Consider the following 23,370-nt stretch of genomic DNA (forward strand, 5'->3'; position numbering starts at 1 on the left):
GTCGTCCGGTCGGCTACCGCCCCGTCAGCCGACGACGACGGAGCACGAGGACCGTGCCACCGGCCGCCAGGAGCAGGAGCGCCGCGACGGAGCCCTGCCAGACGACGTCGGTGCCCGTGAAGGCGAGCCGCCCGCCGTCCGGGCCGGTCACGACGACGCCGCCACCGGCTGCGGGGTTCACCGCGATGCCCGGCACGACCGGCGCCGCCGGGTAGGTGATGGTCAGGGTCGCGGCGGTGCGGCTCCCGTCCTCACCCGCGACGGAGTACGGGACCGCCACGGTGCCGCTGAAGCCGGGGACCGGGGTGAACGTGACCGTGCCGTCCTCGCCCACCGTGAAGGTCCCGTGCTCCGGGATCGTCACCGTGGTGACGAGCTCGCCCGTCTCCGGGTCGACCAGGCGCACGGACGCGGGGTCGATCGGGGTCGAGCCGGCCACGTCGTTGCCGAGGACGTCCACCGTCAGCGGCTCGCCGGGCGTGCCGGTCCGGGTGTCGTTCGTCGCCACCGGGGCCGCACCCACCGTCACGGTGATCGTCGACGAGGCCGTGCCGCCGTCCCGGTCGGTGATCGTGTACGGGACCTCGAGCGTGCCGGTGAAGCCCGCCACCGGTGCGAAGGTGACCGCACCGGTGGTGGTGTCCACCGTGAAGGTCCCCTTCCCGGGCACCGCGAGCGAGGTGATCGGTGCGCCGTCTGCGTCCACCAGACGGACCGACCCGGGCACGATCGGCGTGCGGGCGTTGCCGGCACCGTCGTTGCCGAGCACCGCGACGGTCACCGCGGTGTCCGCGGCCGTCCGGGCGGTGTCGGGACGGGCCGTGGGCGCCACGGGGGTGACGGTGACGCTGATGGTGGCGGTGGCCGTCTGCCCACCGGTGTCACCGATCCGGTAGGTCACGGTCGACGCCGTGCCGGCCCAGCCCCGCACCGGGGTGAACAGCACCGAACCCGTGGTCGGGTCCGCCGTGTACACGCCCTCGCCGGTGACGGTCAGGGCGCGCCCGTCCGCGGAGACGACCGCGCCCGCGGGCTGCCCGGCGGTGGGGAACACGACCAAGGTCGGGTCGATCGGGGTACCGCCGCGGACACCGGGCCGGTCGTTCCCCGGGGCGACGACCGTCACGGGGGTGTTCTGCGCGGTGGCGGCGGTGTCGTCCTCGGCGACCGGGCCGACCGGCGTGACGGTGACCGCGACGGTCGAGGAGGTGGTGGTCCCGTCCACGTCGGCGACCTGGTAGGTGACGGCCGAACCGGGTCCGCGGAAGGTCGGCTCCGGCGTGAACGTCACCGTGCCGTCGGGGTGCACCGTGTACACGCCCTGACCGGGGACGGTGAGCGCCTTGCCGCTGTCCGAGACGGTCGCACCGGCGGGCTGCCCCGTCGCGGGGAACACCACGGTGGCGGGGTCGAGCGGCGTGCCGGCGTTCCCGGCGGTGTCGTCGCGGAGGACGTCGATCGTGGTCGCCTCGCCCTGCGAGGTCGTCGCGCTGTCCGGTGCCGCCGTCGGTGCGACCGCGGTGACGCGCACCACGATGGTGCCGGTCGCCGACTGACCGCCGGTGTCACTGACCTGGTACGTCACCGGGGCGGTGGTGCCCGTGGAGCCCTGCGCCGGGGTGAACGTCACCTTCCCGCTGTCCGGGTCGACCGTGTACACACCCTCGCCGGGGACCGTGAGCGCTTTCCCACCGTCCGACACCGTCGCGCCGTCCGGTTGCCCGGAGGTGGGGAACACGACGGACGTCGGGTCGATCGGTGTGCCGCGCTCGACGCCGGAAGCGGCGTCCCCGGCGACGTCGACCGTGACCGGGGTGTTCTGCTGCGTGGTCGTGGTGTCGTCGGCTGCCCGGGGACGGACTGGCGCGACGGAGACCGCGATCTGCGCCGTCGACGTGCCGCCGTCGGCGTCCGCCACGCGGTACGTCACGGGCGAGGCGTCCCCGCGGAACGTCGGTTCCGGGGTGAAGGTCACCGCACCGGTCGTCGGGCCGGCCGTCCAGGTGCCCACTCCGGGGACGCTCAGCGTGCGAGCGTCGTCGGAGACCGTGGCACCGTCGGGCTGACCGGCGGTGGGGAACACGACCGACGTGGCGACGGTGCCCCCCTGGTCGTTGTCGAGGACGTCGATGGTGACGGCCTCGCCCTGGTCGGTGGTCGCCACGTCGTCCTGCGCCGCACCTCGGTAGGTGACCGACACCTGCCCCTGGGTCTGGTTCCCGCGGGTGTCCGCGACGGTGTACGTGACCGGGGTCGGGTTCTTCGTGAAGCCGTCCTCCGGGGTGAAGGTCACGGCACCGCTCGTCGGGTCGACGGTCCAGACGCCCTGGCCGGGGACCGTGAGGGTCTTGCCGCCGTCGCGCACGGTCGAGCCGGCGACGTCCGGTGCGGTCAGCTGCACGGTGGTCGGGTCGATGTCGCCCGTCGCGCCCTGCAGCACGTCGACGGTCGCGGGCTGGCCCGGGGTGTTGGCGGTGGACGAGCTGTTCTCGACCTTCGGCTTCAGCGGGTTCGAGAACGCGCAGCTCACGTCACCGCCGGAGGTCGGGACCGTGAACGGTGCCTCGATGCCCTTCCCCGAGGAGACGACGGACTTGTCCGTCAGGTTCGTGCAGACGTAGGACGTGTCGTAGTCCGCCGGGTCGGTGGAGGTGTTGCCGGGCGACTGCGTCACCGTGTACGACTGGCCCGGGAGCAGGATGATCGGACCCGCCGTCACCTGGTCGTTGCCGTCGGACGTCGTGGCGGTCGCCGGCTTGGGGACATCACCGCCGCCGACGCTGATGGTCAGCTGGTCGCTCGGCTTCGCCTTGCCGTCCGTGAACCCACCGGATGCGGCGCCGGTCGACGGGACGGCCCGGGAGCCGAGGTCGGTGACGGCCAGCGCGGTGCCGCCCTGGTTGATGCTGCGCTGCGCGACGGTGGCCCCGGTGACCGGGTTGACCTGCAGGAACGTGTTCGCGGTCGAGCCCGCGATGTACAGGTACCCGTCGTCGCCGAAGGCGAGGGACGTCAGGCGGGACGCCGGCGTGATCACCGGCCCGACGGCGACCGCCGTCGTGGACCCACCACCGAGGTCGGCCGCGTCGACGCGGTACAGCTGCGCCGCGGTGTCACTGCTCGACATGAAGTAGAGGTTGCCCTGCCGGTCGAAGGCGAGGTCGCCGTTGCCGCCGGGAGGGTTCGCCGCCGTCACCGAGGTGACGTTCGACGAGATGGTGTTCGTGTCCGGGTCGTAGGACGTGAAGCTGAACGTCGAGCCGTTCGACAGCCCGCCGAAGAAGAACTTGCCGCTCTTCGGGTCCACCCCGCCCATCTGGTTCGGGACCAACGGCGGGTTCGGCCGGGCGGCGGTCTCCCAGGAGTCCGTCGACGCGGTGTACTCGAAGACCGTGGTGCTGTTGGTCATGAACAGCTCGTCACCGTCGCCGGAGATGCCGATCTGGTTGAGACCGGTCGCGTTGCCCGGCGCCGTCACGGCGGGGGTCGCGGCGCCGCTCGTCCGGTCCACGGCGTAGACCGTCGAGGAACCGGAGACGGTCGCGTAGAGCGTCGTCGCGGGGAACGGTGCGGCGGCCGATGCCAGCTGCGGGGTCAGGAGGACTGCGCTCCCCGCGACCAGCGCGGTGACGGCAGCTCCCGCGAGCAGGCGGGCGGGGCGGCGGCGCGCGGGGGCACGGTGCTGTGCAGACACGCTGATCCTTCGGGTCGACGATCGGAGACCCGGAAGGCGCGCGCGACAGCATCCGCGCAGGCAGGGGGCGCTGCGACGGGGAAGGCGGGTGTTCGGGTCACCACACGGGACCGGTGCGGTCCCGCGACTCGACGGTATCGAGCTGCGGGAAACCGCAACAACACCCCGACCGGGGTACAAGGCGTCCCACCTTGTGGGGACATCTGTGCCGCCCAGTCCGAGAAGTCGTCCGGGCGCCTACGCTTCGGCCATGGCCACCGTTGCCCGACCCCCGGCGTCGTACACCGTGCGTGCGCTCGACCCGTCGACGTGGGATGCCTTCGAGGAGCTCTGCAGCACGAGCGACGGCTTCCCGAGCGGGTGCTTCTGCATCGGCTTCCACGACGAGGGGCCGGAACGCGACGCCGGCCGCAACCGGGCGCGCAAGTACGCCCGGGTCCTCGCCGGCACCACGCACGCAGCGTTGGTCTTCGCCGACGACCGGTGCGTCGGGTGGTGCCAGTTCGGTCCGGTCACCGAGGTCGTGCGCATCAAGAACCGTCGCGAGTACGAACGGTCGCACGTCGGGGCGGGACCCGACTGGCGCATCGGCTGCAACTACGTCCGAGCGGGGCACCGACGACAGGGGGTCGCGACCGCGGCGCTCGGTGGCGCGATCGACCTCATCGCCGCCGCCGGTGGGGGTGTCGTGGAGGGCTACCCGGAGCCCGCGGGGGCGGTGCCGGCCGGGTTCCTGTTCCACGGCGCGCTGTCCACCTTCGAGCGCTTCGGGTTCACCCGCGACCGCGCGATCGGCAAGCACCGCTGGGTCGTGACGCGGGCGGTGCAGCCGGCCTGAGGTGGACGGAGGCGCCGCGCACGACGTGCGCCGCGCCTCCCGTCCCGACCGGAGCGTCGGACCTACGCGCCGTCGTTGCCGATCTTGCCGTCGAGGTCCGCGGCGGTCTTGTCGATCTGCTCGTCGAACTTGCCGCCGGTGAACTTCTTCAGGCCGTCGGCGAGCCCGTGGATGAGCTTGTCCGAGACCTCCTCGGCCTTGTCGCTCTTCAGGGCTTCCTCGATCTTGTCCTTGTTCTGGTCCACGAACGCCTTCGCGCGATCGGTGACCTCCTCCGCCTTGGCGGAGACGTTCTTCTGGATGTCGTCGAAGCCGGCCATGCTGCCTCCCTGCCGACCGGAGGTGACCCGGCCGCTCGGTGGCCGGTCGATCCGGCCGCTTGGCCCACATCGTGCTCCGAATCGGGCCGTCTGTCCGCCGGATGCCGCCCGGCGAACAGCAGAGCGGGGCCGGGCCCGAAGGCCCGACCCCGCTCGACGCAGGTAACCGGAGTTACTTGACGATCTCCTCGACCGTACCGGCGCCGACCGTACGACCACCCTCACGGATGGCGAAACGGAGACCCGGCTCCATGGCGATCGGCTGGATCAGCTCGACGGCCATCGACACGGTGTCGCCGGGCATGACCATCTCGGTGCCCTCGGGCAGCGTGATGACGCCGGTGACGTCCGTGGTGCGGAAGTAGAACTGCGGACGGTAGTTCGCGTAGAACGGGTTGTGACGCCCGCCCTCTTCCTTGGTCAGGATGTAGGCGTTCGCCTTGAACTCGGTGTGCGGCGTGACCGAACCCGGCTTCACGACGACCTGGCCGCGCTCCACGTCCTCGCGCTTGAGGCCACGGATGAGCAGACCGGTGTTGTCACCAGCCTCGGCCTTGTCGAGCAGCTTGCGGAACATCTCGATGCCCGTGACCGTGGTCTTCTGCGTCGGGCGGATGCCGACGATCTCGACCTCGGAGTTCAGGTCGAGCGTGCCACGCTCGACACGACCGGTGACGACCGTGCCACGACCGGTGATCGTGAAGACGTCCTCGATCGGCATGAGGAAGGGCTGGTCGGTCGCGCGCACCGGGTCCGGAACGGACTCGTCGACGGCGGCCATCAGGTCCTGGACGGACTTGACCCACTTGTCGTCGCCCTCGAGCGCCTTGAGCGCCGAGACCTGCACGACGGGGGCGTCCTCGTCGAACTCCTGCGAGCCGAGGAGCTCACGGACCTCGAGCTCGACGAGCTCCAGGATCTCCTCGTCGTCCACCATGTCGGACTTGTTCAGCGCGACGACGATGTAGGGGACGCCGACCTGGCGGGCGAGCAGCACGTGCTCACGCGTCTGGGGCATCGGACCGTCGGTGGCGGCGACCACGAGGATCGCGCCGTCCATCTGCGCCGCACCCGTGATCATGTTCTTCACGTAGTCGGCGTGGCCCGGAGCGTCGACGTGCGCGTAGTGGCGCTTGTCGGTCTGGTACTCGACGTGCGAGATGTTGATCGTGATGCCGCGCTCGCGCTCCTCGGGAGCGTTGTCGATCTGAGCGAAGTCACGGGCCTCGTTGAGGTCCGGGTACTGGTCGTGCAGAACCTTGGTGATCGCCGCCGTGAGCGTGGTCTTGCCGTGGTCGACGTGACCGATGGTTCCGATGTTGACGTGCGGCTTGGTCCGCTCGAACTTGGCCTTGGCCACTGTGGGTCCTCCTCAGGACTCGGAGAGCATGCCCCCGGTTCGAAACCGTTGGCGTGCAGTGTGTGTCTTTACTGTACTTGGTGGCGAGGGGCCCGTCGCCGGGCACCCCCGCCTGTGGAGTGACGCTGGAGCGTCACTCCCCCGCGTTCTTCGCGATGATCTCCTCGGCGACCTTGGCCGGGACCTGGCTGTAGGTCTCGAAGGTCATCGAGTAGACCGCACGACCAGAGGTCTTCGACCGCAGGTCGCCGACGTAGCCGAACATCTCGGACAGCGGCACGCTCGCGCGGACCACCTTGACGCCCGAGGCGTCCTCCATCGAGGCGATCTGGCCACGACGGGAGTTCAGGTCACCGATGACGTCGCCCATGTACTCCTCCGGAGTGCGGACCTCGACGGCCATGATCGGCTCGAGGATCGCCGGACCGGCCTTGCGGGCCGCTTCCTTGTAGGCGATCGAACCGGCGATCTTGAACGCCATCTCGGACGAGTCGACGTCGTGCGCCGCGCCGTCCTTGAGGATGGCCTTCACGCCGACGGTCGGGTACCCGGCCAGGATGCCGACCTGCATGGCGTCCTGGATACCGGCGTCGACCGACGGGATGTACTCACGCGGGACGCGACCACCGGTGACGGCGTTCTCGAACTCGTAGACCTTCTCGGCCGTGACTTCCATCGGCTCGAGGGCGATCTGCACCTTCGCGAACTGGCCGGAACCACCGGTCTGCTTCTTGTGCGTGTAGTCGTAGCGCTCGACGACCTTGGTCAGGGTTTCGCGGTAGGCCACCTGGGGCTTGCCGACGGACGCCTCGACCTTGAACTCGCGCTTCATGCGGTCGACGAGGATGTCGAGGTGGAGCTCGCCCATGCCCTTGATCGTCGTCTGACCGGTCTCGGCGTTGAGCTCGACGCGGAACGTCGGGTCCTCTTCGGCGAGCTTCTGGATGGCCGTGGAGAGCTTCTCCTGGTCAGCCTTCGTGTTCGGCTCGATGGCGACCTCGATGACCGGCTCCGGGAACGTCATCGACTCGAGGACGACCTGGTTGGTCGGGTCGCACAGGGTGTCACCGGTGGTGGTGTCCTTGAGGCCGATGACCGCGTAGATGTGGCCGGCGGTCACGTTGTCGACCGGGTTCTCCTTGTTGGAGTGCATCTGGAAGATCTTCCCGATGCGCTCCTTCTTGCCCTTGGTCGAGTTGATGACCTGGGCACCCGACTCGATCGAGCCCGAGTAGACGCGGACGTAGGTGAGACGACCGAAGAAGGGGTGCACCGCGACCTTGAACGCGAGGGCCGAGAACGGCTCCGACGCGTCGGGCTTGCGGATGATCTCCTTCTCCTCGTCCTTGACGTCGTGGCCGATCATCGGCGGCACGTCGAGCGGGGACGGGAGGTAGTCGATGACGGCGTCGAGCATCGGCTGGACACCGCGGTTCTTGAAGGCCGAGCCGCACAGGACGGGGTAGACCTCGGAAGCGATCGTGAGCTTGCGGATCGCGCCCTTGATCTCGTCCTTGGTGAGCTCCTCGCCACCGAAGAACTTCTCGAGCAGGGCGTCGTCGGTCTCGGCGACGCGCTCGATCAGCTTCGCGCGGTACTCCTCCGCGCGGTCCTTGAGGTCCGCGGGGATCTCCTGGACCTCGTACTGGGCGCCCATGGTGACATCACCCTTGGCGTCGCCCGGCCAGACCTTGGCGTGCATCTCGATGAGGTCGATGATGCCGACGAAGTCGTTCTCGGCACCGATCGGGAGCTGGAGCACGAGGGGCTCCGCGCCGAGGCGGTTGACGATGGTGTCGACCGTGAAGTAGAAGTCGGCGCCCAGCTTGTCCATCTTGTTGACGAAGCAGATGCGCGGGACGTCGTACTTGTCGGCCTGACGCCACACGGTCTCGGACTGGGGCTCGACGCCCTCCTTGCCGTCGAACACGGCGACCGCACCGTCGAGGACGCGGAGCGAACGCTCCACCTCGACCGTGAAGTCCACGTGACCGGGGGTGTCGATGATGTTGATCTGGTTGTTGTCCCAGAAGCAGGTCGTCGCGGCCGACGTGATCGTGATGCCGCGCTCCTGCTCCTGCGCCATCCAGTCCATCGTGGCTGCGCCGTCGTGGACCTCACCGATCTTGTGCGTGATGCCCGTGTAGAACAGGATGCGCTCGGTCGTCGTGGTCTTGCCGGCATCGATGTGCGCCATGATGCCGATGTTGCGGACCTTGTTCAGGTCGGTGAGCACGTCCTGTGCCACAGGGTTCCTCCGGAAGAGTTGTAGGAGAGGTTGGCGTCCGTCCGGGCGCCGGGGTTCATGACCACCGGCGCACGGACGGTGCCGGGACTACCAGCGGTAGTGGGCGAAGGCCTTGTTCGACTCGGCCATCTTGTGCGTGTCCTCGCGGCGCTTGACCGCGGCACCGAGACCGTTCGACGCGTCGAGGATCTCGTTCATGAGACGCTCGGTCATCGTCTTCTCGCGACGGGCCTTGGCGTACGAGGTCAGCCAGCGGAGCGCGAGGGTGTTCGCGCGGTGCGGCTTGACCTCGACCGGGACCTGGTAGGTCGAGCCACCGACGCGGCGGCTGCGGACCTCGAGGGTCGGACGGACGTTGTCGAGCGCCTTCTTGAGCGTCGCGACGGCGTCCTGCTGGTTCTTGGCGGAAACGCCTTCGAGTGCACCGTAGACGATGCGCTCGGCGAGGCCCTTCTTGCCGTCGAGCAGGATCTTGTTCACGAGCTGCGAGACGATCGGTGCGCCGTAGACCGGGTCTGCGACGACGGGACGCTTGGGGGCGGGACCCTTACGAGGCATTGGCTCAACCCTTCTTCGCGCCGTAGCGGCTACGTGCCTGCTTACGGTTCTTCACGGCCTGCGTGTCGAGCGCACCGCGGATGATCTTGTAGCGGACACCGGGGAGGTCCTTCACACGACCGCCGCGCACGAGCACCATCGAGTGCTCCTGGAGGTTGTGGCCCTCACCGGGGATGTAGGCCGTGACCTCGGTGCCGTTCGAGAGCTTGACACGAGCGACCTTGCGCAGTGCCGAGTTCGGCTTCTTCGGGGTGGTGGTGTAGACGCGGGTGCACACACCACGCTGCTGGGGGTTCGCCTTCAGGGCGGGCGCCTTGGTCTTGGTGACCTTGGGCGTACGACCCTTGCGAACCAGCTGCTGAATAGTAGGCAACTGTTCTCCTGGTTCTTCGCTCGTGTTCTCCGGCCGGCGCGGACCGCCGGCTTCCTCGTCCCACGCTGATCACCGCCTGACGGCGGATGACGAGTGGGGGACGGAGTGTCCCGGCCGACCGTTGGTCGGACCGGACTTTTCGGGCACGCCCGAAGGCGCACACCCGGAAGAGATTACCCGCGTAACCCGGCGAAATCAATCCGGGCGCGTCGCCCTGGAGGCGCGTGACGAGTGCCCTGGGCGAACAGCCGTCACGCGGGTGGTCACGCTGGGCGCGGGGCGCTCCGGCCGGCCCGGTCCGGCGGGACCGGTGGCGGTGGTCGGTGACGTGCACCCGGGCATCCGCGACCGGCGCAGCGGGGCCGCACCGCGCCTCCTGGACGGGCCGGGACCGCGTCGTCGTCCGGGCGCGCGTCAGGAACCGGTGTCCGACGACCCGTTGCCGACCGCCGACCGGAACGTCGCACCCGCGTCCGTGAACTCGGTGACGTACCCGCTGGCGTTGACGTTCATCGGGCCGGCCGAGGCCGTGCCGACCCCACCCGGGCCGGAGATGTCCGCCGTGAACGTCGCGCGGCCGAAGCTGGTCGTGGTGACGAGCCACCCGTTCGCCGCCCACGCACCGATCGACACCGTCGGGCGGGTGTCCAGCGTCCACTTCTGGTTCGAGTAGGTGTACGCGGCGTCCTGACCGTAGGCGTAGAAGCTGCAGCCGGCGGGTGCGGCGTCGGTCGACGCGATGCAGCCGTCGACCCAGGCGTCGACCGCTGCCTGGGCGGACTGCTTGCCGGCCGAGGTGAGCTCCGTCGTCATCGAGACGGGACTCGAGGCGGTGCCCCCGAAGCCCGTGACCGTCGCCGTCGACGCCTTCGCCGAGAACCACTTGCCGCCGTCGACCGCGACGTCGTACGAACCGGGGAGCGCCGTGAGGGTCACCGTGCCGTCCTTCGACGTCACGACGGACTGCCCGGCGACCGAGACCTTCGTCCCGGTGGGTCCGCGCAGGCTCACGTCCACCGCGCCGAGACGGGGTGGCTCGAGCTCCCAGACGGGGAAGACGCCCCATTCGGTACCCGTCTTGTCGAGCGTGAAGGTGGACGACACGTCACGGCCCGCCTGCCGCAGGTACGCCGTGACCGTCGCGGTGTCGCCGTCGTCACGCGTGGCCGCGATCCGGTACCCGGTGATGCGGTCCTTCGCCTTCGCGTAGGCGGCGTCGGTGAGGAGCAGGTCGCGCTCGTCGTGGTCGATGCCCGCGGCGTCCAGCGCGTCGGAGACACGGCCTGCGGTGAGGTCGTCGAGGAAGGCGCGGACCGGCCGGTCGGGCGCGTGCGTCGACGTGCCGACCGAGTAGCCGACCACGCCGGCGACGAGGAGGAGCACGACGGCGGCGCCGCCGGCGATGATGCCGATGAGCGGTCCGCGATCGAGTCGGCGCCGAGGCGTGCCCCGCCGGAACGGCTGCGGTCCGCTCGCGCCCACCGGCGGTGCGTCCTGCGTGCCGCGGATCGAGTCCACTGCCGGGACGGATCCCCATCCGTCGGCCTGCTGCTGGTCGGTCATCGGTCCCCCGTCGTCCTCTGGTGCTGCTGGAAGACTACCGGCGGGCACCGTCATCGCCGGGCTCGGGGCGGACCCCCGACGAGCGCGACTGGTGCCGTGTCACGGCGATCCCGCCGACGACGCACACCAGCGCCACCACGACCGATCCGACGACGAACGGACCGAGCGCGTACCCCGCGGGGAAGACCACCAGCTCGGTGAGGTCGGAGCGGATCAGGCTGTACCCGACCGCACCGACGCCGAGCATCACGAGGTAGCTCGTCGCCGCGGCCACGAGGCCCGTGACGCCCGGGTTGCCCTCGCGGGAGCCGACCGCCGTGGCGAGGAACACCACCACCGCACCGCCGAGCACCATCGCGGGGCCGAGGTACGGCGTGGCGTCGGGCTGGGAGATGACCTCGACGTCGGCGAGGAGCGCCTCGAAGCCGGTCACCGCGATGACGAGCGCGATGAACAGGATCGACGTCATCGTCGCGATCAACCACCGGGACATGCGGTGATCGTATCGCTGGCGGGCCTCAGATGCTGGCGCTGGCTGCGTGCTGCGGCTCGTCGACGTGCGGGAGCGCGGCGTGGTCCGCGTGGTCCGCGTGACCCTGCGCCGCCGGGTCCCGTTGCTCCGCGTGGTCCTGCGCCGCCGGGTCCTGCTGCTCCGCGTGGTCCTGCGCCGCAGCGACCAGGGCCAGCGCGATGGTCGCGGTGATCACCGGGATGGACTCCGTCATCGGTGCGGCGGCGGTCGGCGCCGCGGGCTCGGTGGCCGCGAAGGCCGTCACCGCGGTCCGGTCGGCGGTCGTGGTCGTGTCGGCAGTCGCCGGCGGGGCGTCCTGGAGGCGCGGCGCGGGTGTCACGGGGAGCGTCGCCTCCGCCTCGTGGCCACGCAGTGCCGGCCCGACGATCGGCAGGACCGCCGTGGTCGCCGGCGGTTCGGTGCGGAGCACCGGCGCCTCGGTCGCCGGAGCGCCGCGCTTCGCAGCCCGCTCGGCCCGCGCCATCTTGACCAGGACGACGACGGCGACGATCGCCCAGATGCCGTTGACGATCGTGGACGGGATCGCGTGGTGGGCGGCGACGTTGATCGCCACGGCGAGCCCGCCCACGAGGTTGAACAGCTGGTAGACCGGGCCGTTCGGGAGCTTGCCCATCGAGAAGAGTAAGTAACCTGCAAGAACGGTTACAGCTCCGAACCAACCGAGGAACTCCACGATTCCAGCCAACACGCGCGACTCCGGGCACGACGAGGAACGGCCATTTCGAGCGGCCGTTCGAGAGAGGGACGAGCTGCCGCGAATGCGGGCTCGGGAGCATCGTAGGCACAGCCGGAGGCCGGACGGAAGAGGGTTCGGCGTGGCGCGTCGGACCCCAGTTGGTGGGGGTCGGTTCAGTTGGTCGCGGCGGGGTCTGCGAGCACGTAGACGTAGCCCGACAGCGACCACGACTGGTCCGTCATCGGATCGCCGCCGGACTCCGAGCTCGTCGCGGCGAGACCGTTCACGAGGAACAGCCGATCGCCGTTCTGCACGGCCTTCGTGAAGCCGATCGCCTGGTCGTAGGAACCCTTGACCGCCACGGTCACGGGCACGACCACGAAGTTCGAAGCCGTGATCTGTGCGTCGCTGTGCGGGGCGGGAGCGTCGGGCGTCGCCGCTGCCGTCGGTGCGGACGCGGGCGAAGCCGTGGACGACGCCGAGGGGGAGGCCGACGGAGCGGCGGTCGCGGACGCCGTCGCCGACGCAGCCGAGGTCACCGGCGTGTACGCCTTCGGGTCCCCGATGGTGATCGACGTGACCGTGACCCCACTCGCGGCGCCGGCACCGTTGAACTGGTCGAGGAGCGAGGCGGTGTCGGTCGATGCAGGGACCGAGGCGCGCAGATCGGCGAGTTCGGCCTTGGTCGCGTCGAGCGAGGTGTACGCCGTCTCGAGTCGGCGGAGCTCGGCGCGGTTCTTCGCGTTCGTCGCGTCGATGTCGGCTTGCTGCGCGGTGTTGTCGGACGCCTGCGCCAGCTGTGGCTGCGCGCCGAGGAACCACCCACCCGCGAGGACGACCAGCGTCGCTGCGAGGGCGATGATGAAGGAGAGACGGTTCTTGTTCACTTCGATCCGTCCTTCGTGTACTTGCCGTCGAACGCCTTCGCGCCGAGGTGTGCCTGGATGGTCGCCGAGTACTGGCCGGTGTCCTCTTCGAGCGAGACCGAGGTGATCGTCGAGTCGACGTACCCGCGGAGTTGCGAGAGCCGTGCGGTCCAGTCGGGGACCGACGGGATGCCCGGGCTCTGGATCGTCAACTGCATCGTCGCCGCGCGCGATCCCTGCAACGGGACCGTGGACTGCGCGAACGACTCGGTGGCGTCGGCGGAGTCGATCGTCATCGCCGTGATCGAGACGCCGGCGGGGAGCACCGACTTCAGCTGCGCGAGCGTCGAGCTCCAGTCGATCTCGGTGGAGCCACCGACCGACTGTGCAGCTTCGAGCAGGGCCGTGTCGTTCTCGACCGAGCGGACCTCGGAGTAGCGCTGCTGCTGCTGCAGGAGCGAGGTCGTCTCGTTCTGGGCGGACAGGTACGACTGCGCGGTCTCGAGCTGGTGGACGTAGGCACCCCCCGTGGCCAGGGCGGCGACCGCGGCGGCGACGATCACGCCGAGCCAGGCCCGCCGGGCGATCGCCCGCTCGCGCCGTTCGGCGTGCACCTCGGGCGGCAGGAGGTCGACCCGAGGCTCGCGGCCCGCGATCGAGGCGACCGAAGGCCGACCACCGCGTGCGGTGCTGCCGCGTCCGGCTCCGCCGGCCTCGTCGGGCACCGTGGCCCGGATGTCCGTGGCGGTCATGCTGCTCGGCTCCCCACTGCCAGCCCGTAGGCGACGGCGATCGCGTCTTCGTGGTCGGTCACGTCCTGCACCGGGATCGACCGCGCGAGGTCGGCGCCGGTGAACGCGGAGCCGCGTTGGACGGGGAGGTGCGTGTGTGCGGCGAGCGCCTCCGGCAGTCCGGCGAGGCGAGCCCCACCACCGACCAGGACGATGCGCTCGACGCGGTCACCAGGGCGCGTGTTGACGAAGTAGCTGATGGTGTTGCGCAGGCTCGAGATGAGCTCGGTGACGGCGTCGGTGATCACCGTCACGGCACGCACGTCGTCAGGCGTGCGCGCGTCCCCACCGATGCCCAGGTGCCGCTTCACGACCTCGGCCTGTCCGAACTCGATGTCGAGCGCGGCGGCGAGCGTCTTCGTGACGTCGTTCCCGCCCGTCGGGATGATCCGCACGAACTGGGGGACGCCGTCGGTCACGAGGACCACGGTCGTGGTGTCCGCCCCGAGCTGGACGAGCGCCGTGGTGCCGAGCAGCCCGGGTCGTCCGACGAGCACCCGGGTCAGGGCGAACGGGATGAGGTCGACGCCGACCGGGTTCAGGCCCGCCAGCTGTGCGGCCTTGACGTTCGCGAGGACGGCGTCCTTGATCGCCGCGACGAGCAGACCGTGCACGACGGGTCCGTTCTCGCCCGTCGCCTCGGCGGTCGGGTAGAAGTCGAGGATCGCGTCACCGACCGGGACCGGGAGCATGTCCTGGACCTGGAACGGCAGGCTCTCGCGGATCTGGGCGAGCGGCGCCGCGGGGACGGTGAGGTCGCGGGACAGGACGCGTTGGTTGCCCATGCCGAGCACGACGTCACGCGAACGGAACCGCCCGATCGACCACAGCGAGCGCAGCGCCGACGCGACCGTGTTCGGCTCGAGCACCTCCCCGCGGCTGACGGCGTCGGGCGGCGTCGGGACCTCGGCGAACCGCAGGACGGTCGGGCGTGCGCGGTCGGCGTTCGCGACCTCGACCGCGCGGATCGAGGATCCCGCGATGTCGATGCCCACGATGCTCTTGCCCATGATGCTGCTTTCGTCGAGGAGTGGTCGGAGGAGGTGTCAGGCGAGTCCGAGGACCCCGAGGTAGGCGGTCCAGACGCCGTGGCCGAAGACGATGCCGATCCAGGCACCGGCCAACATCGCCGGGCCGAACGGCACGCCGCCACGCCACCTGGCGCGCCGGGTGAGGACCAGCGCGATCGCGACGGTACCTCCGACGACGAAGGCACCGAAAGCACCCACTGCGAGGGGTCCCCATCCGAGGTACGCGAGGACGAGTCCGAGGACGACCGCGAGTTTGACGTCGCCGAGTCCCATCCCGCCCGGGACGGCGAGCGCCAGCGTGAGGTACGCACCGCCCAGGACGACCGCCCCGATGCCGGCCCGGCCGAGGGCGCCGAAGTCACCGCTCAGCACGGAGGCGACGACCAGCAGGGCGGCGAGGACCACGGCGGACGGGTAGACGATCGCGTTCGGCAGGGTGTGCGTCTCGATGTCGATCAGTGCGAGGGCGACGGAGATCGCCATGAGGTACAGCAGCGCCGCGAGGAGCACCGCCTGGGCGGCCGGGACGGGGATCGTGCCGATCACCACCGGGCCGGACACCGCGACCGCCGCGACGACCACGAACAGGAGTGCGGTCGCGAGCTCGACGATCGGGTACCGGGGCGAGATCGGCTCCGCGCAGTCACGGCACCGGCCGCGGAGGAGCAGCCAGGACAGCACCGGCACGTTGTCCCGACGACGGATCCCGTGTCCGCACCCGGGGCACGCGCTCGGCGGGGACACCACGGAGAGACCCGCGGGGACGCGGTGGACGACGACGTTCAGGAACGAGCCGACGAGCAGCCCGAGGACACCGGCGAGGACGACGACGACCGGCAGCAGCTCGCGCACGCCGTTCACCTGCACGCCCCTGTGCTGGTGGTCGCGCACGAGCCGTCCGGCTTGAACGCCGCCTGCACTTCGACCTGCGTGGTGACCCCGTAGGAGGTCGAGACGGGCTGCAGGAACTTCGGCGGCGCCGTGGTCAGCAGGCGCTGGTCGTAGACGTAGTTCTTCGAGAAGCCCGTGCCGCCCGTGGTCGCGACGGGCCCGCGCCAGTTCTGCGCGATCGAGCCGATGACCTTGAGCACGCCCAACTTCGACCCGATGTCGTAGTTCTGGTTCCAGAAGGTCCCGGCGTTGCTCGCGATCGCCGCACTGATCGTGAGCGAGTTCCCACCGGAGCGGTTGAGAAGTCCGACCCCGCTCGAGTTGCAGCGCGTGGTGTCGGTGACGTAGCCGACACCGCGCTGGTAGACGGTCGGGTACGAGGTGCAGCGCGCGGGGTTGTACACCTCGACGGCGTTCTGACCCACCAGACCGAGGATGTCGTTCGTCGCACTGACGTAGGTGACGTCGTCCGTGACCCAGATGGTGCCGGACGACGCGATGGTCATCGCACCGCTGAACGCTCCGCTGACGAACACGTCCCCCGCCGAGCAGCTGTAGGTGTCGGACGCCGAACCCGTCTGCGAGTACGAGCCGGTGGACCCGCCGTTGATCCACTCGCCCGCTGCCGGGAAGCCCTGCCCGTTGCTGAAGGGCTGGTTCGCCGTGGTCGTCGACGTCCCGTTCGAGCGCACGGTGACCGTCGTCGTGCAGTACGTGTTCGTGTACTTCGAGGGGTACGTGTTCGCGGCCCAGGAGTTGACGTCGTTGCTGGCCGTCGGCACGTCCTGCACGTACATGAGGTTCGCCGGCAGGGTCGGGATGGTCGCCCCGGCGGCGCTCTGCAGGTCCGACACGGTCCCGCACAGTGCGGCGGCCTTCGCGACGTCGGTCGTCTCCTTGACCTCACCGGTCGATGCGATCACCCGGATCTGGGTCGCCTTGGACCACGGCGACCAGACGGTCATCTTGCCGTTGCCGAGGAACGACACCCTGGTGGGGCCCGTGTACAGGCACCCCGGACGCGGCACGGAGGTCGGGAGGTCCGTCCGGGTCTCCTGGGACATGTTCGAGTTCAGCGCGGGGAGGCCGAGGTACGGCACCGCCGTCGCCGCACCGCCGTTGAAGACACCGCTGCACGAACCGCTGGACGGGCGGACGGTCGTGTCGTGCTGTTCGACGGTCCCGTTGAACACGGTGGAGCACGCGGCGGTGAACACGTCGTTCGTGCGGATCGGCCCGTTCAGGACGTCGGTCCCGGCGAACTGGACGGCCTGGCACTTCGATCCGCTCTGCCACTGGTACATCGTGGTGCAGGTGCTGCCGGTGATCGCCGGGTTCGACGACTCGTAGTTGGTGAAGTACAGGTAGTTGATGAACCCGTCGCCCTTGAGGTTGGCCACCAGGGACCGCACGCTGCCGCCGGACTTGCCGGTCACCCGGACCTTGAGGACGCCCTTCGCCGAGTAGTTCGAGTTGTCGACCTCGTACCGGTACCACTGGTCCGTCGAGCCGACCACCTTCGCCCACGTCGAGAACGCGTCGTTGCCGTTCAGACCGGTGAAGCTCGAGCCGCTGTCCTTGCTGAACTGCGCATCGCCGTTGCCGTAGAGCGCGTACCCGTTGTCGTTCGAGAGCTTCGACTGGTAGTCCGCCAGCCCCGCGTACGCGGCAGCGATGGCGTTCTGGAAGTTGCGGTCGGTCGCGGACTTCACGGCGCCGGACGTCGAGACGGCGATCATCGTCGCGACCAGCAGCATCATGACGGTGCCGAAGATGAGCACGTTGCCGAGGATCATCCCGCGTTCGTCACGATCCGCCCGGTCCAGCAGTGCACGGATGCGCCTCACGGGGTCCCTCCGGTGCTCGTCCCGTAGACCACGTTGAAGAGGTAGAGGGTGTTCTGGATGTGGGTGTTGCCGGACAGACCCGCCGTCGACGAGCCGAGCTCGAGGTTCACACGGACGGCCCGCACGTTGCCGAGCTGGGTGGTGGCGAGCGTGCCGTCGGCCTGCGTCGCGATCGGTCCGCCGTTGGCACCCAGGTACTCGAACAGCGGATCACCGTCGACCGTGGGCGATGCGATCGGACCGCCGACGACGGTGCTGCGGGTGGGCGTCTGGGTGGTCGCGGGGAAGGTCCAGAAGCCGTTGTTGGCGGTGCCGTCCCACTGGTCGAGGACGATCCGTTTCGCCGCGTTCAGCGAGTAGCGGATCTGCACGGGTTTGTCGGTGCTGTTGCCGTCGAGGTTGATGTAGGCGAAGAAGGTCGTCCGGGTCGGCCCGGCTTCGGTCAACGCCGCCGCGTAGCTGCCGTCCGACTTCGGCAGCAGGCTCGCGGCATGGACGTAGCGGGTCATCGAGTTCATCACGATGGAGGCCGACCGTGCGTTCTGGTCGGACGTCGTGTTCGTCGAACCGGCCCGGAGCGTGGCGGTGAAGAAGCCGCCGACGGCGACGAGGATGATCATCGCCACGCTCATCGCGACGAGCAGCTCGGACAGCGAGACGCCGGACTCGTCGGAGTGCAGTCGGCGGAGGACCCGGGTCACGACGTCTGTCCTCTCGGATCGAGCGTGAGGGTGTTGTCGTAGCTGATGACCACGAGCGCGGTCTTCTGGTTGACGCTGCCGCTCGTGACGGCCTTCACGTTCGAGGCGTTCGAGGCGATCTCGTTCTTGGTCGTCGCGCCGAACGTCGTCCCGGAGTAGAGGGTCCACGTGCCGAACGGCAGGGCGATGGTCGCCGTGTCGGCCGCCGACACCGGGAACTTCATCGTCATTCCGGCGGAGCACCCCGGGTCGCCGGCCGCGGGACTCGAGGACGACACCGCGGTGACGTAGCGACCCTTGACGCCCTTCACCGTCGCGACGCCCATCATCACGGAGGCGGAGGATGCCGTCCCCGGTGAGGTCGCGACCGATCGGGGTGCCACACCGATCGCTCCCGAGGGGTTCGGGGTGGACCAGGCCGCCGGGTTCGGGCTGAGGCAGCTCGACGACGACGCCGGGCTGTTCGAGTAGGGGCCCGCGTACACCGTGTAGCCCGAGGTGAAGGGGAACACGGGCATGCTCGGCGTGGACGCCGACGTGACGACGAGGGAAGTGCTCGTGACGTCCCACGGCTTCATCGTGTCGAGACCGCCGACCGTCGAGGACAGCACCGTCACCATGTTCGTGGGGAGCGTTGCGTTGTAGTCCTTGGCGTACTGCAGCGTCAGCTGGCTCGCACGGTCGTAGACGAACGGGACCGGCGAGCTCGCGCCGGCGGAGACGGTGATCGGCGACTGCGATGACGGCTGCGCCTGGCCCGTGTCGATGCCGCCGGTGGTGTTCGCCGAGACGGTGTAGTCCCCGGGGGCGACGTTGACCGCGTAGGAGCAGCCCTGCGCGTCGGTCGGCTGGACCGGCGTCGTGAGCGCCGCACCGCCGCCGCCGGACACCGGGGTGACGGTGATCCCGACGCCCGGGTTCGGGGCGCCGGACGCCGTGGCGACCGAGATGATGAGCGTGCCGTAGCCGGGATCGGTCACGGCGTCGCTCGGCGCGATGGCCGAGGTCACCGAGGTGGAGCTCGTCCCGCCGCTGCGCGGGCTGGGCCAGCTCACGGTCTCGACGACGCTCTTGTACGCGAGCTTTCCGGTCGACGACCCGCACGCACCGGTCGCACCGTCGCTCTGCACCCACGAGACCGACCGGTCGATCTTGTACTCGACGTTGCCGACCGTCTTCGTGTTGTCGGCCCCCGCCTTGCTGACCACGTTGAAGATCCCCCCGGTCGACGCCGCAGCGGTCTGCCGGAGGGTGTCGATGTCCTGCGACGCGAGTGCGACCGCGGTCTCTCGACCACGTGTCGTCTGGGTGAGCTGCAGGGTGTTGGCGATGCCGTAGGCGATGCCCACCGACATCACCGCGAACACCATCATCGCGACCATGACCTCGATGATCGAGAAGCCGGCCTCGGCGTCGCGCTCGTCGCGCGGGCTGAGGACGTTCCGCAGTCGTTGGATCATGGTCACCTCCTGGTCGGTGTTCGGGTGAGCGAAAGGGCGGTCCGTCCTTCGACGGACCGCCCTTCAGACGATCAGCTGGATCAGCAACCGCCGGTCTTGACCGACGCCGACTCCGTGATGCTGAAGGTGTTGCTCGCGGACGACGTCTCCTGGATGCAGAAGGTTGAAGCGCCCGCTGCAGGCGCCGTCTTGTACCCGAGGCCCGACGTGCCGTCGCTGACCGTGAGGCCGTACTTGCCGAGCTCGGTCGTCGAGGCGAGGAACTTCTGGCCGGTCGTGGAACCGTCCGGCAGCGCGCCCTTCTCGGTCTGGTAGGCGATGACCGCGGTCTTCGCGTTCGCGAGGTCGCTCTTCGCCGCAGAGTCCTTCGCGTTGTTCTGGACGTTCAGGTAGACCGGGATGGCGATCGCGGCGAGGATGCCGATGATGATCACGACGACGAGGAGCTCGATGAGCGTGAAGCCCTTCTCGTCCTCGGCGAGGAGTCCCTTGCGGCGAGCGTCGAGCTTGCCCATGAGCGCGAAGTACATGGTTGTTCCATTCTTTCGGGAATGCGATCGGAAGATTGTTCGGGGCTTGCTCGGCCGCCGCTGACAAGAGTATTCAGGGCCAATTCCGGGCATAATCCCGAGAACGGGGGGCAAGGGGGCAAGGAAATACCCCCACTCCCGGGGGCAGCGAGGGCATTCCCGCCCCCGCACGAGGGGTAGCGGAAACTGGTTCCTACTTGACCAGGGACGTGATCTCGAAGATCGGCAGGTAGAGCGCGATGATCATCCCGCCGACCACGACGCCCAGGAACGCGATGAGCAACGGCTCGATCAGCGCAGTCAGGGACTCGGTCGTCGCCTCGACCTCGGCGTCGTAGAAGATCGCGATCTTCTCGAGCATGACCTCGAGGGATCCGGCATCCTCGCCGACGGCCATCATCTGCGAGACCATGCTCGGGAACACTTTTTCCTTCGCGAGTGGAGCAGAAATCGACTCACCTTTTCGAACGCTTTCACCAACGCGCTCGAGGGCTTTCTGCACGACGAAGTTGTTCGACACTTCACCGACGATCTGCAATGCCTGAAGAATGGGCACGCCGGCACCGATCATGTTCGAGAAATTGCGCGCGAACCGGGCGATGACGATCTTCTTCGTGAGCGGACCGAAGACGGGTAGCCGCATCATCAACGGGTCGCGGAACGCCCGGAAGCGATCGGTGTTCTTGTTCGCGCGGTACCAGAGCCACCCCACCACGACGGCGACGGCGAGGACCGGGCCGAGCCAGCGCATCGCGTGGGACATCGACACGAGGATCTGCGTCGGCACGGGCAGCTTCCCACCGAGGCTCGAGAACATGTCCTGGAAGATCGGCACGATGAAGATGAGCATGATGACGACCGCGAGCAGCGACATCACGAGCACGACCACGGGGTAGGTCATCGCCGACTTGATGGTGGACCGGAGCTTGTGCTCCTTCTCGAAGTTCGTGGCGATGGAGTCCATCGCCTGGTCGAGGAAGCCACCGGTCTCGCCGGCCCGGATCATGTTGATCATGATCGGCGGGAAGTCGACCGGGTACTTCGCCACGGCCTCCGAGAACGAGACACCGCGCTCGACGTCGTCGCGGACCTTGCCGAGGATGACCTTCAGCTTCTTGTTCTCCGTCTGGTCGGCCAGGATCGACAGCGCCCGGAGCAGCGAGAGGCCCGAGGTCAGCATGGTCGACGCCTGCCGCGACATGATCGCCAGGTCCTTCAGCCCCACGCCCTTCTCGAACCCGGGGATCTTGATCTCGGTCTGCAACCCGGTGCCGGGCTTCGCCTCGGTGATGGCGATCGGCGAGACCCCCATGCCCCGCAGGCGCTGGACGACCGCTCCTTCGGAGGACGCGTCGAGCCGCCCCTTCACGAGCTTGCCGGCGCCGTCGCGCCCCCGGTAGTCGTAGGCGAGCGACATCAGTGGCCTCCTGAGTACTTGTCGCCGAAGTCGATCTCGGATGCGGCGATCGCGGCGGCGGAGGAGTCGGACGGGGACTCGACGCGCTGCACGAGGCGGTCGAAGCCCTCGTGGTCGTGGACCTTCTCCATCGCGGCGGCACGCGTGACGGTGCCGACGTTGACGAGTTCGGCGAGGTCCTGGTCCATCGTGTGCATGCCCATGTCGCGTCCGGCCTGCATGGCGGAGGTGATCTGGTAGGTCTTGCCCTCGCGCACGAGGTTCCCGATGGCCGGGGTGGTCTTCATGATCTCGGTGGCGACGACCCGGCCGGCGCCGTTGGCCTTCGGCACGAGGGTCTGGCAGACGACGCCTTCGAGCGTCGAGGCGAGCTGGGTCCGGATCTGTCCCTGCTGGTGCGGCGGGAAGACGTCGATGACACGGTCGATCGTGCCCGGTGCGCTCTGGGTGTGCAGGGTGGCGAAGACGAGGTGTCCGGTCTCGGCGGCGGTGAGGGCGACGGAGATCGTCTCGAGGTCGCGGAGCTCGCCGATGAGGATGACGTCGGGGTCCTGCCGCAGCACGTGCTTCAGGGCGGCGGCGAACGAGTGGGTGTCCGCGCCGACCTCGCGCTGGTTGATGATCGCCTTCTTGTGGTCGTGCATGAACTCGATCGGGTCCTCGACCGTGACGATGTGGTCGGCACGGGTCTCGTTGACGAGGTCGATGAGCGCGGCGAGGGTGGTCGACTTGCCGGATCCGGTCGGCCCGGTGACGAGCACGAGTCCGCGCGGCAGCTTGGCGAACTCCCCCACGTGCTCGGGGATCCCGAGCTGCTTGAGGGTCTTGATCTTCGTAGGGATGATGCGGAACGCCGCGCCCCAGTTGCCGCGCTGCTGGTAGTAGTTCACGCGGAAGCGGTACTCGGGGGACAGCGAGTAGGCGAAGTCGAGTTCCTGCTCGTGGTCGAACTGTCCGGCCTGCTCGACCGAGAGCAGGGTCTTGAGTGCGGCGATCACCTTGTTCCGGGCCCAGGGGCCACCCGGGACGGCGGGACGCAGGGAGCCGTCGACGCGCACGGTGGGTGCGGCGTCGGCGGTGAGGTGCAGGTCCGACGCGCCCTGGTAGACGACCTGGGCGAGCGCGGTGATGAGGTCGGGGTCTGCGACCTCGCGCGCGTGGCGGGTGAAGTTGATCTCGTCGTGCCCGGCGGGCGCCGGCACGCGGGTGGCCGTGGTGGCGACGGTCGGGAGGATCGTGGTCGGTTCGGCGGGCACGACCGGCAGGTGCTGCGTCGCCGCGTCGGCGTACCCGTAGGACGCGGTCGACGGCGGGACGGCTGCGGACGGCGTCGCGGGCCGGGTGTGCGGCTGCGCGACCGGCACGGCGACGGGGTCGCCGGACGGCGCCGGCCAGGACCCGCTCGCGACGGACGGCTGCGGTCCGGACGCGGTGCCCGGCGCGGTCGCGGACGGCGCCGGCCACGCGGTGTCACCCGACAGGTCGTAGACCGGCGCGGCCGCGGCGGGGGCGGGCTGCGCCTCCACGGCCGGCGACGTCGGCTGCTGGGCCGCTGCGGCCGCGAGCCGTGCGGCCCGGCGCCCGCCGACCTCGGTGCCGGGGCGTCCCGGGTGCCATCCGGCGACCGGCTCGTCGCCGGGCACGGAGATGTCGTAGACGGAATCGGTCATCGTC

General features: G+C 69.5%; 20 protein-coding genes. 1 reads left to right on the forward strand and 19 read right to left on the reverse strand.

Going from position 1 to position 23,370, the window contains the following annotated elements; genetic code table 11:
* Positions 1–13: 13 nt before the first annotated feature.
* On the reverse strand, positions 14–3,694 hold the full coding sequence (locus ACNQOV_RS06845) for an Ig-like domain-containing protein (RefSeq protein WP_416393902.1): 3,681 nt from the start codon (positions 3,692–3,694) through the stop codon (positions 14–16).
* A 250-nt stretch (positions 3,695–3,944) separates the two neighbouring features.
* On the opposite strand from ACNQOV_RS06845, the gene ACNQOV_RS06850 reads away from it, so the two are divergent.
* Positions 3,945–4,532, forward strand: a complete 588-nt coding sequence (locus tag ACNQOV_RS06850) for a GNAT family N-acetyltransferase (RefSeq protein ID WP_416393904.1) — start codon at positions 3,945–3,947, stop codon at positions 4,530–4,532.
* Between the two features lie 62 nt (positions 4,533–4,594).
* On the opposite strand, the gene ACNQOV_RS06855 is transcribed toward ACNQOV_RS06850, so the two are convergent.
* The 18 genes from ACNQOV_RS06855 to ACNQOV_RS06940 all read right to left on the reverse strand — a co-directional run bounded on the left by ACNQOV_RS06855 (position 4,595) and on the right by ACNQOV_RS06940 (position 23,366).
* Positions 4,595–4,852 carry an antitoxin gene (locus ACNQOV_RS06855; protein WP_416393906.1) on the reverse strand — a complete coding sequence of 86 codons (258 nt, stop codon included), beginning with the start codon at positions 4,850–4,852 and terminating at the stop codon, positions 4,595–4,597.
* Positions 4,853–5,024: 172 nt separating this feature from the next.
* Entirely contained in the window at positions 5,025–6,212 is a 1,188-nt protein-coding gene (gene tuf / locus ACNQOV_RS06860; protein WP_022906884.1) for an elongation factor Tu, read from the reverse strand.
* 133 nt (positions 6,213–6,345) lie between these two features.
* Positions 6,346–8,460: an elongation factor G gene (gene fusA, locus ACNQOV_RS06865; protein WP_022906885.1), complete on the reverse strand. Its 2,115-nt coding sequence runs from the start codon at positions 8,458–8,460 to the stop codon at positions 6,346–6,348.
* 87 nt (positions 8,461–8,547) lie between these two features.
* A complete protein-coding gene (rpsG, locus tag ACNQOV_RS06870; RefSeq protein WP_022903294.1) occupies positions 8,548–9,018 on the reverse strand; it encodes a 30S ribosomal protein S7 in 471 nt (156 codons plus the stop codon).
* Positions 9,019–9,022: 4 nt separating this feature from the next.
* Positions 9,023–9,391, reverse strand: coding sequence for a 30S ribosomal protein S12 (rpsL, locus tag ACNQOV_RS06875; RefSeq protein ID WP_017885540.1), 369 nt, complete (start codon positions 9,389–9,391; stop codon positions 9,023–9,025).
* 414 nt (positions 9,392–9,805) lie between these two features.
* On the reverse strand, positions 9,806–10,954 hold the full coding sequence (locus ACNQOV_RS06880) for a hypothetical protein (RefSeq protein WP_416393909.1): 1,149 nt from the start codon (positions 10,952–10,954) through the stop codon (positions 9,806–9,808).
* Positions 10,955–10,988: 34 nt separating this feature from the next.
* Positions 10,989–11,447 (reverse strand): DUF6121 family protein, encoded by a 459-nt coding sequence (locus ACNQOV_RS06885; RefSeq protein ID WP_022906887.1) that lies wholly within the window; start codon positions 11,445–11,447, stop codon positions 10,989–10,991.
* 25 nt (positions 11,448–11,472) lie between these two features.
* The gene (locus ACNQOV_RS06890) at positions 11,473–12,390 is read right to left on the reverse strand and encodes a CBU_0592 family membrane protein (protein ID WP_416393911.1); all 918 of its coding nucleotides are present in this window, start codon (positions 12,388–12,390) and stop codon (positions 11,473–11,475) included.
* On the reverse strand, positions 12,336–13,049 hold the full coding sequence (locus tag ACNQOV_RS06895; protein WP_416393913.1) for a hypothetical protein: 714 nt from the start codon (positions 13,047–13,049) through the stop codon (positions 12,336–12,338). Before ACNQOV_RS06895 ends, ACNQOV_RS06890 begins: the two co-directional genes overlap by 55 nt.
* Positions 13,046–13,780 (reverse strand): hypothetical protein, encoded by a 735-nt coding sequence (locus tag ACNQOV_RS06900; protein ID WP_416393915.1) that lies wholly within the window; start codon positions 13,778–13,780, stop codon positions 13,046–13,048. The genes ACNQOV_RS06895 and ACNQOV_RS06900 overlap by 4 nt, the downstream gene beginning before the upstream one ends.
* Entirely contained in the window at positions 13,777–14,829 is a 1,053-nt protein-coding gene (gene pilM, locus ACNQOV_RS06905) for a type IV pilus assembly protein PilM (protein ID WP_416393916.1), read from the reverse strand. The genes ACNQOV_RS06900 and pilM overlap by 4 nt, the downstream gene beginning before the upstream one ends.
* 36 nt (positions 14,830–14,865) lie before the next feature.
* Positions 14,866–15,717: a prepilin peptidase gene (locus tag ACNQOV_RS06910; protein ID WP_416393917.1), complete on the reverse strand. Its 852-nt coding sequence runs from the start codon at positions 15,715–15,717 to the stop codon at positions 14,866–14,868.
* Positions 15,708–17,537 (reverse strand): hypothetical protein, encoded by a 1,830-nt coding sequence (locus ACNQOV_RS06915; protein ID WP_416393918.1) that lies wholly within the window; start codon positions 17,535–17,537, stop codon positions 15,708–15,710. Before ACNQOV_RS06915 ends, ACNQOV_RS06910 begins: the two co-directional genes overlap by 10 nt.
* Before the next feature lie 47 nt (positions 17,538–17,584).
* On the reverse strand, positions 17,585–18,289 hold the full coding sequence (locus ACNQOV_RS06920; RefSeq protein ID WP_022906894.1) for a PulJ/GspJ family protein: 705 nt from the start codon (positions 18,287–18,289) through the stop codon (positions 17,585–17,587).
* A complete protein-coding gene (locus tag ACNQOV_RS06925; RefSeq protein ID WP_416393919.1) occupies positions 18,286–19,749 on the reverse strand; it encodes a prepilin-type N-terminal cleavage/methylation domain-containing protein in 1,464 nt (487 codons plus the stop codon). The genes ACNQOV_RS06920 and ACNQOV_RS06925 overlap by 4 nt, the downstream gene beginning before the upstream one ends.
* 80 nt (positions 19,750–19,829) lie before the next feature.
* The gene (locus tag ACNQOV_RS06930; protein ID WP_416393921.1) at positions 19,830–20,279 is read right to left on the reverse strand and encodes a type II secretion system protein; all 450 of its coding nucleotides are present in this window, start codon (positions 20,277–20,279) and stop codon (positions 19,830–19,832) included.
* Positions 20,280–20,472: 193 nt separating this feature from the next.
* Positions 20,473–21,696, reverse strand: coding sequence for a type II secretion system F family protein (locus tag ACNQOV_RS06935; RefSeq protein ID WP_022906897.1), 1,224 nt, complete (start codon positions 21,694–21,696; stop codon positions 20,473–20,475).
* On the reverse strand, positions 21,696–23,366 hold the full coding sequence (locus tag ACNQOV_RS06940; RefSeq protein ID WP_416393922.1) for a PilT/PilU family type 4a pilus ATPase: 1,671 nt from the start codon (positions 23,364–23,366) through the stop codon (positions 21,696–21,698). The genes ACNQOV_RS06935 and ACNQOV_RS06940 overlap by 1 nt, the downstream gene beginning before the upstream one ends.
* Positions 23,367–23,370: the final 4 nt, after the last annotated feature.

Origin of the sequence: Curtobacterium sp. LFS084 (assembly GCF_047977705.1) — a bacterium.
In the GTDB taxonomy this organism is placed as follows: Bacteria; Actinomycetota; Actinomycetes; order Actinomycetales; family Microbacteriaceae; genus Curtobacterium.

Excerpts from the sequence above, each read along its gene's own strand:
- ACNQOV_RS06880 (WP_416393909.1), bottom strand. The coding sequence starts at position 10,954 with ATGACCGACCAGCAGCAGGCCGACGGATGGGGATCCGTCCCGGCAGTG.
- ACNQOV_RS06915 (WP_416393918.1), bottom strand. The coding sequence starts at position 17,537 with ATGATCCTCGGCAACGTGCTCATCTTCGGCACCGTCATGATGCTGCTG.
- ACNQOV_RS06935 (WP_022906897.1), bottom strand. The coding sequence starts at position 21,696 with ATGTCGCTCGCCTACGACTACCGGGGGCGCGACGGCGCCGGCAAGCTC.
- ACNQOV_RS06925 (WP_416393919.1), bottom strand. The coding sequence starts at position 19,749 with ATGATCCAACGACTGCGGAACGTCCTCAGCCCGCGCGACGAGCGCGAC.
- ACNQOV_RS06850 (WP_416393904.1), top strand. The coding sequence starts at position 3,945 with ATGGCCACCGTTGCCCGACCCCCGGCGTCGTACACCGTGCGTGCGCTC.
- ACNQOV_RS06900 (WP_416393915.1), bottom strand. The coding sequence starts at position 13,780 with ATGACCGCCACGGACATCCGGGCCACGGTGCCCGACGAGGCCGGCGGA.
- ACNQOV_RS06930 (WP_416393921.1), bottom strand. The coding sequence starts at position 20,279 with ATGTACTTCGCGCTCATGGGCAAGCTCGACGCTCGCCGCAAGGGACTC.
- ACNQOV_RS06940 (WP_416393922.1), bottom strand. The coding sequence starts at position 23,366 with ATGACCGATTCCGTCTACGACATCTCCGTGCCCGGCGACGAGCCGGTC.
- ACNQOV_RS06855 (WP_416393906.1), bottom strand. The coding sequence starts at position 4,852 with ATGGCCGGCTTCGACGACATCCAGAAGAACGTCTCCGCCAAGGCGGAG.
- ACNQOV_RS06885 (WP_022906887.1), bottom strand. The coding sequence starts at position 11,447 with ATGTCCCGGTGGTTGATCGCGACGATGACGTCGATCCTGTTCATCGCG.
- rpsG (WP_022903294.1), bottom strand. The coding sequence starts at position 9,018 with ATGCCTCGTAAGGGTCCCGCCCCCAAGCGTCCCGTCGTCGCAGACCCG.
- pilM (WP_416393916.1), bottom strand. The coding sequence starts at position 14,829 with ATGGGCAAGAGCATCGTGGGCATCGACATCGCGGGATCCTCGATCCGC.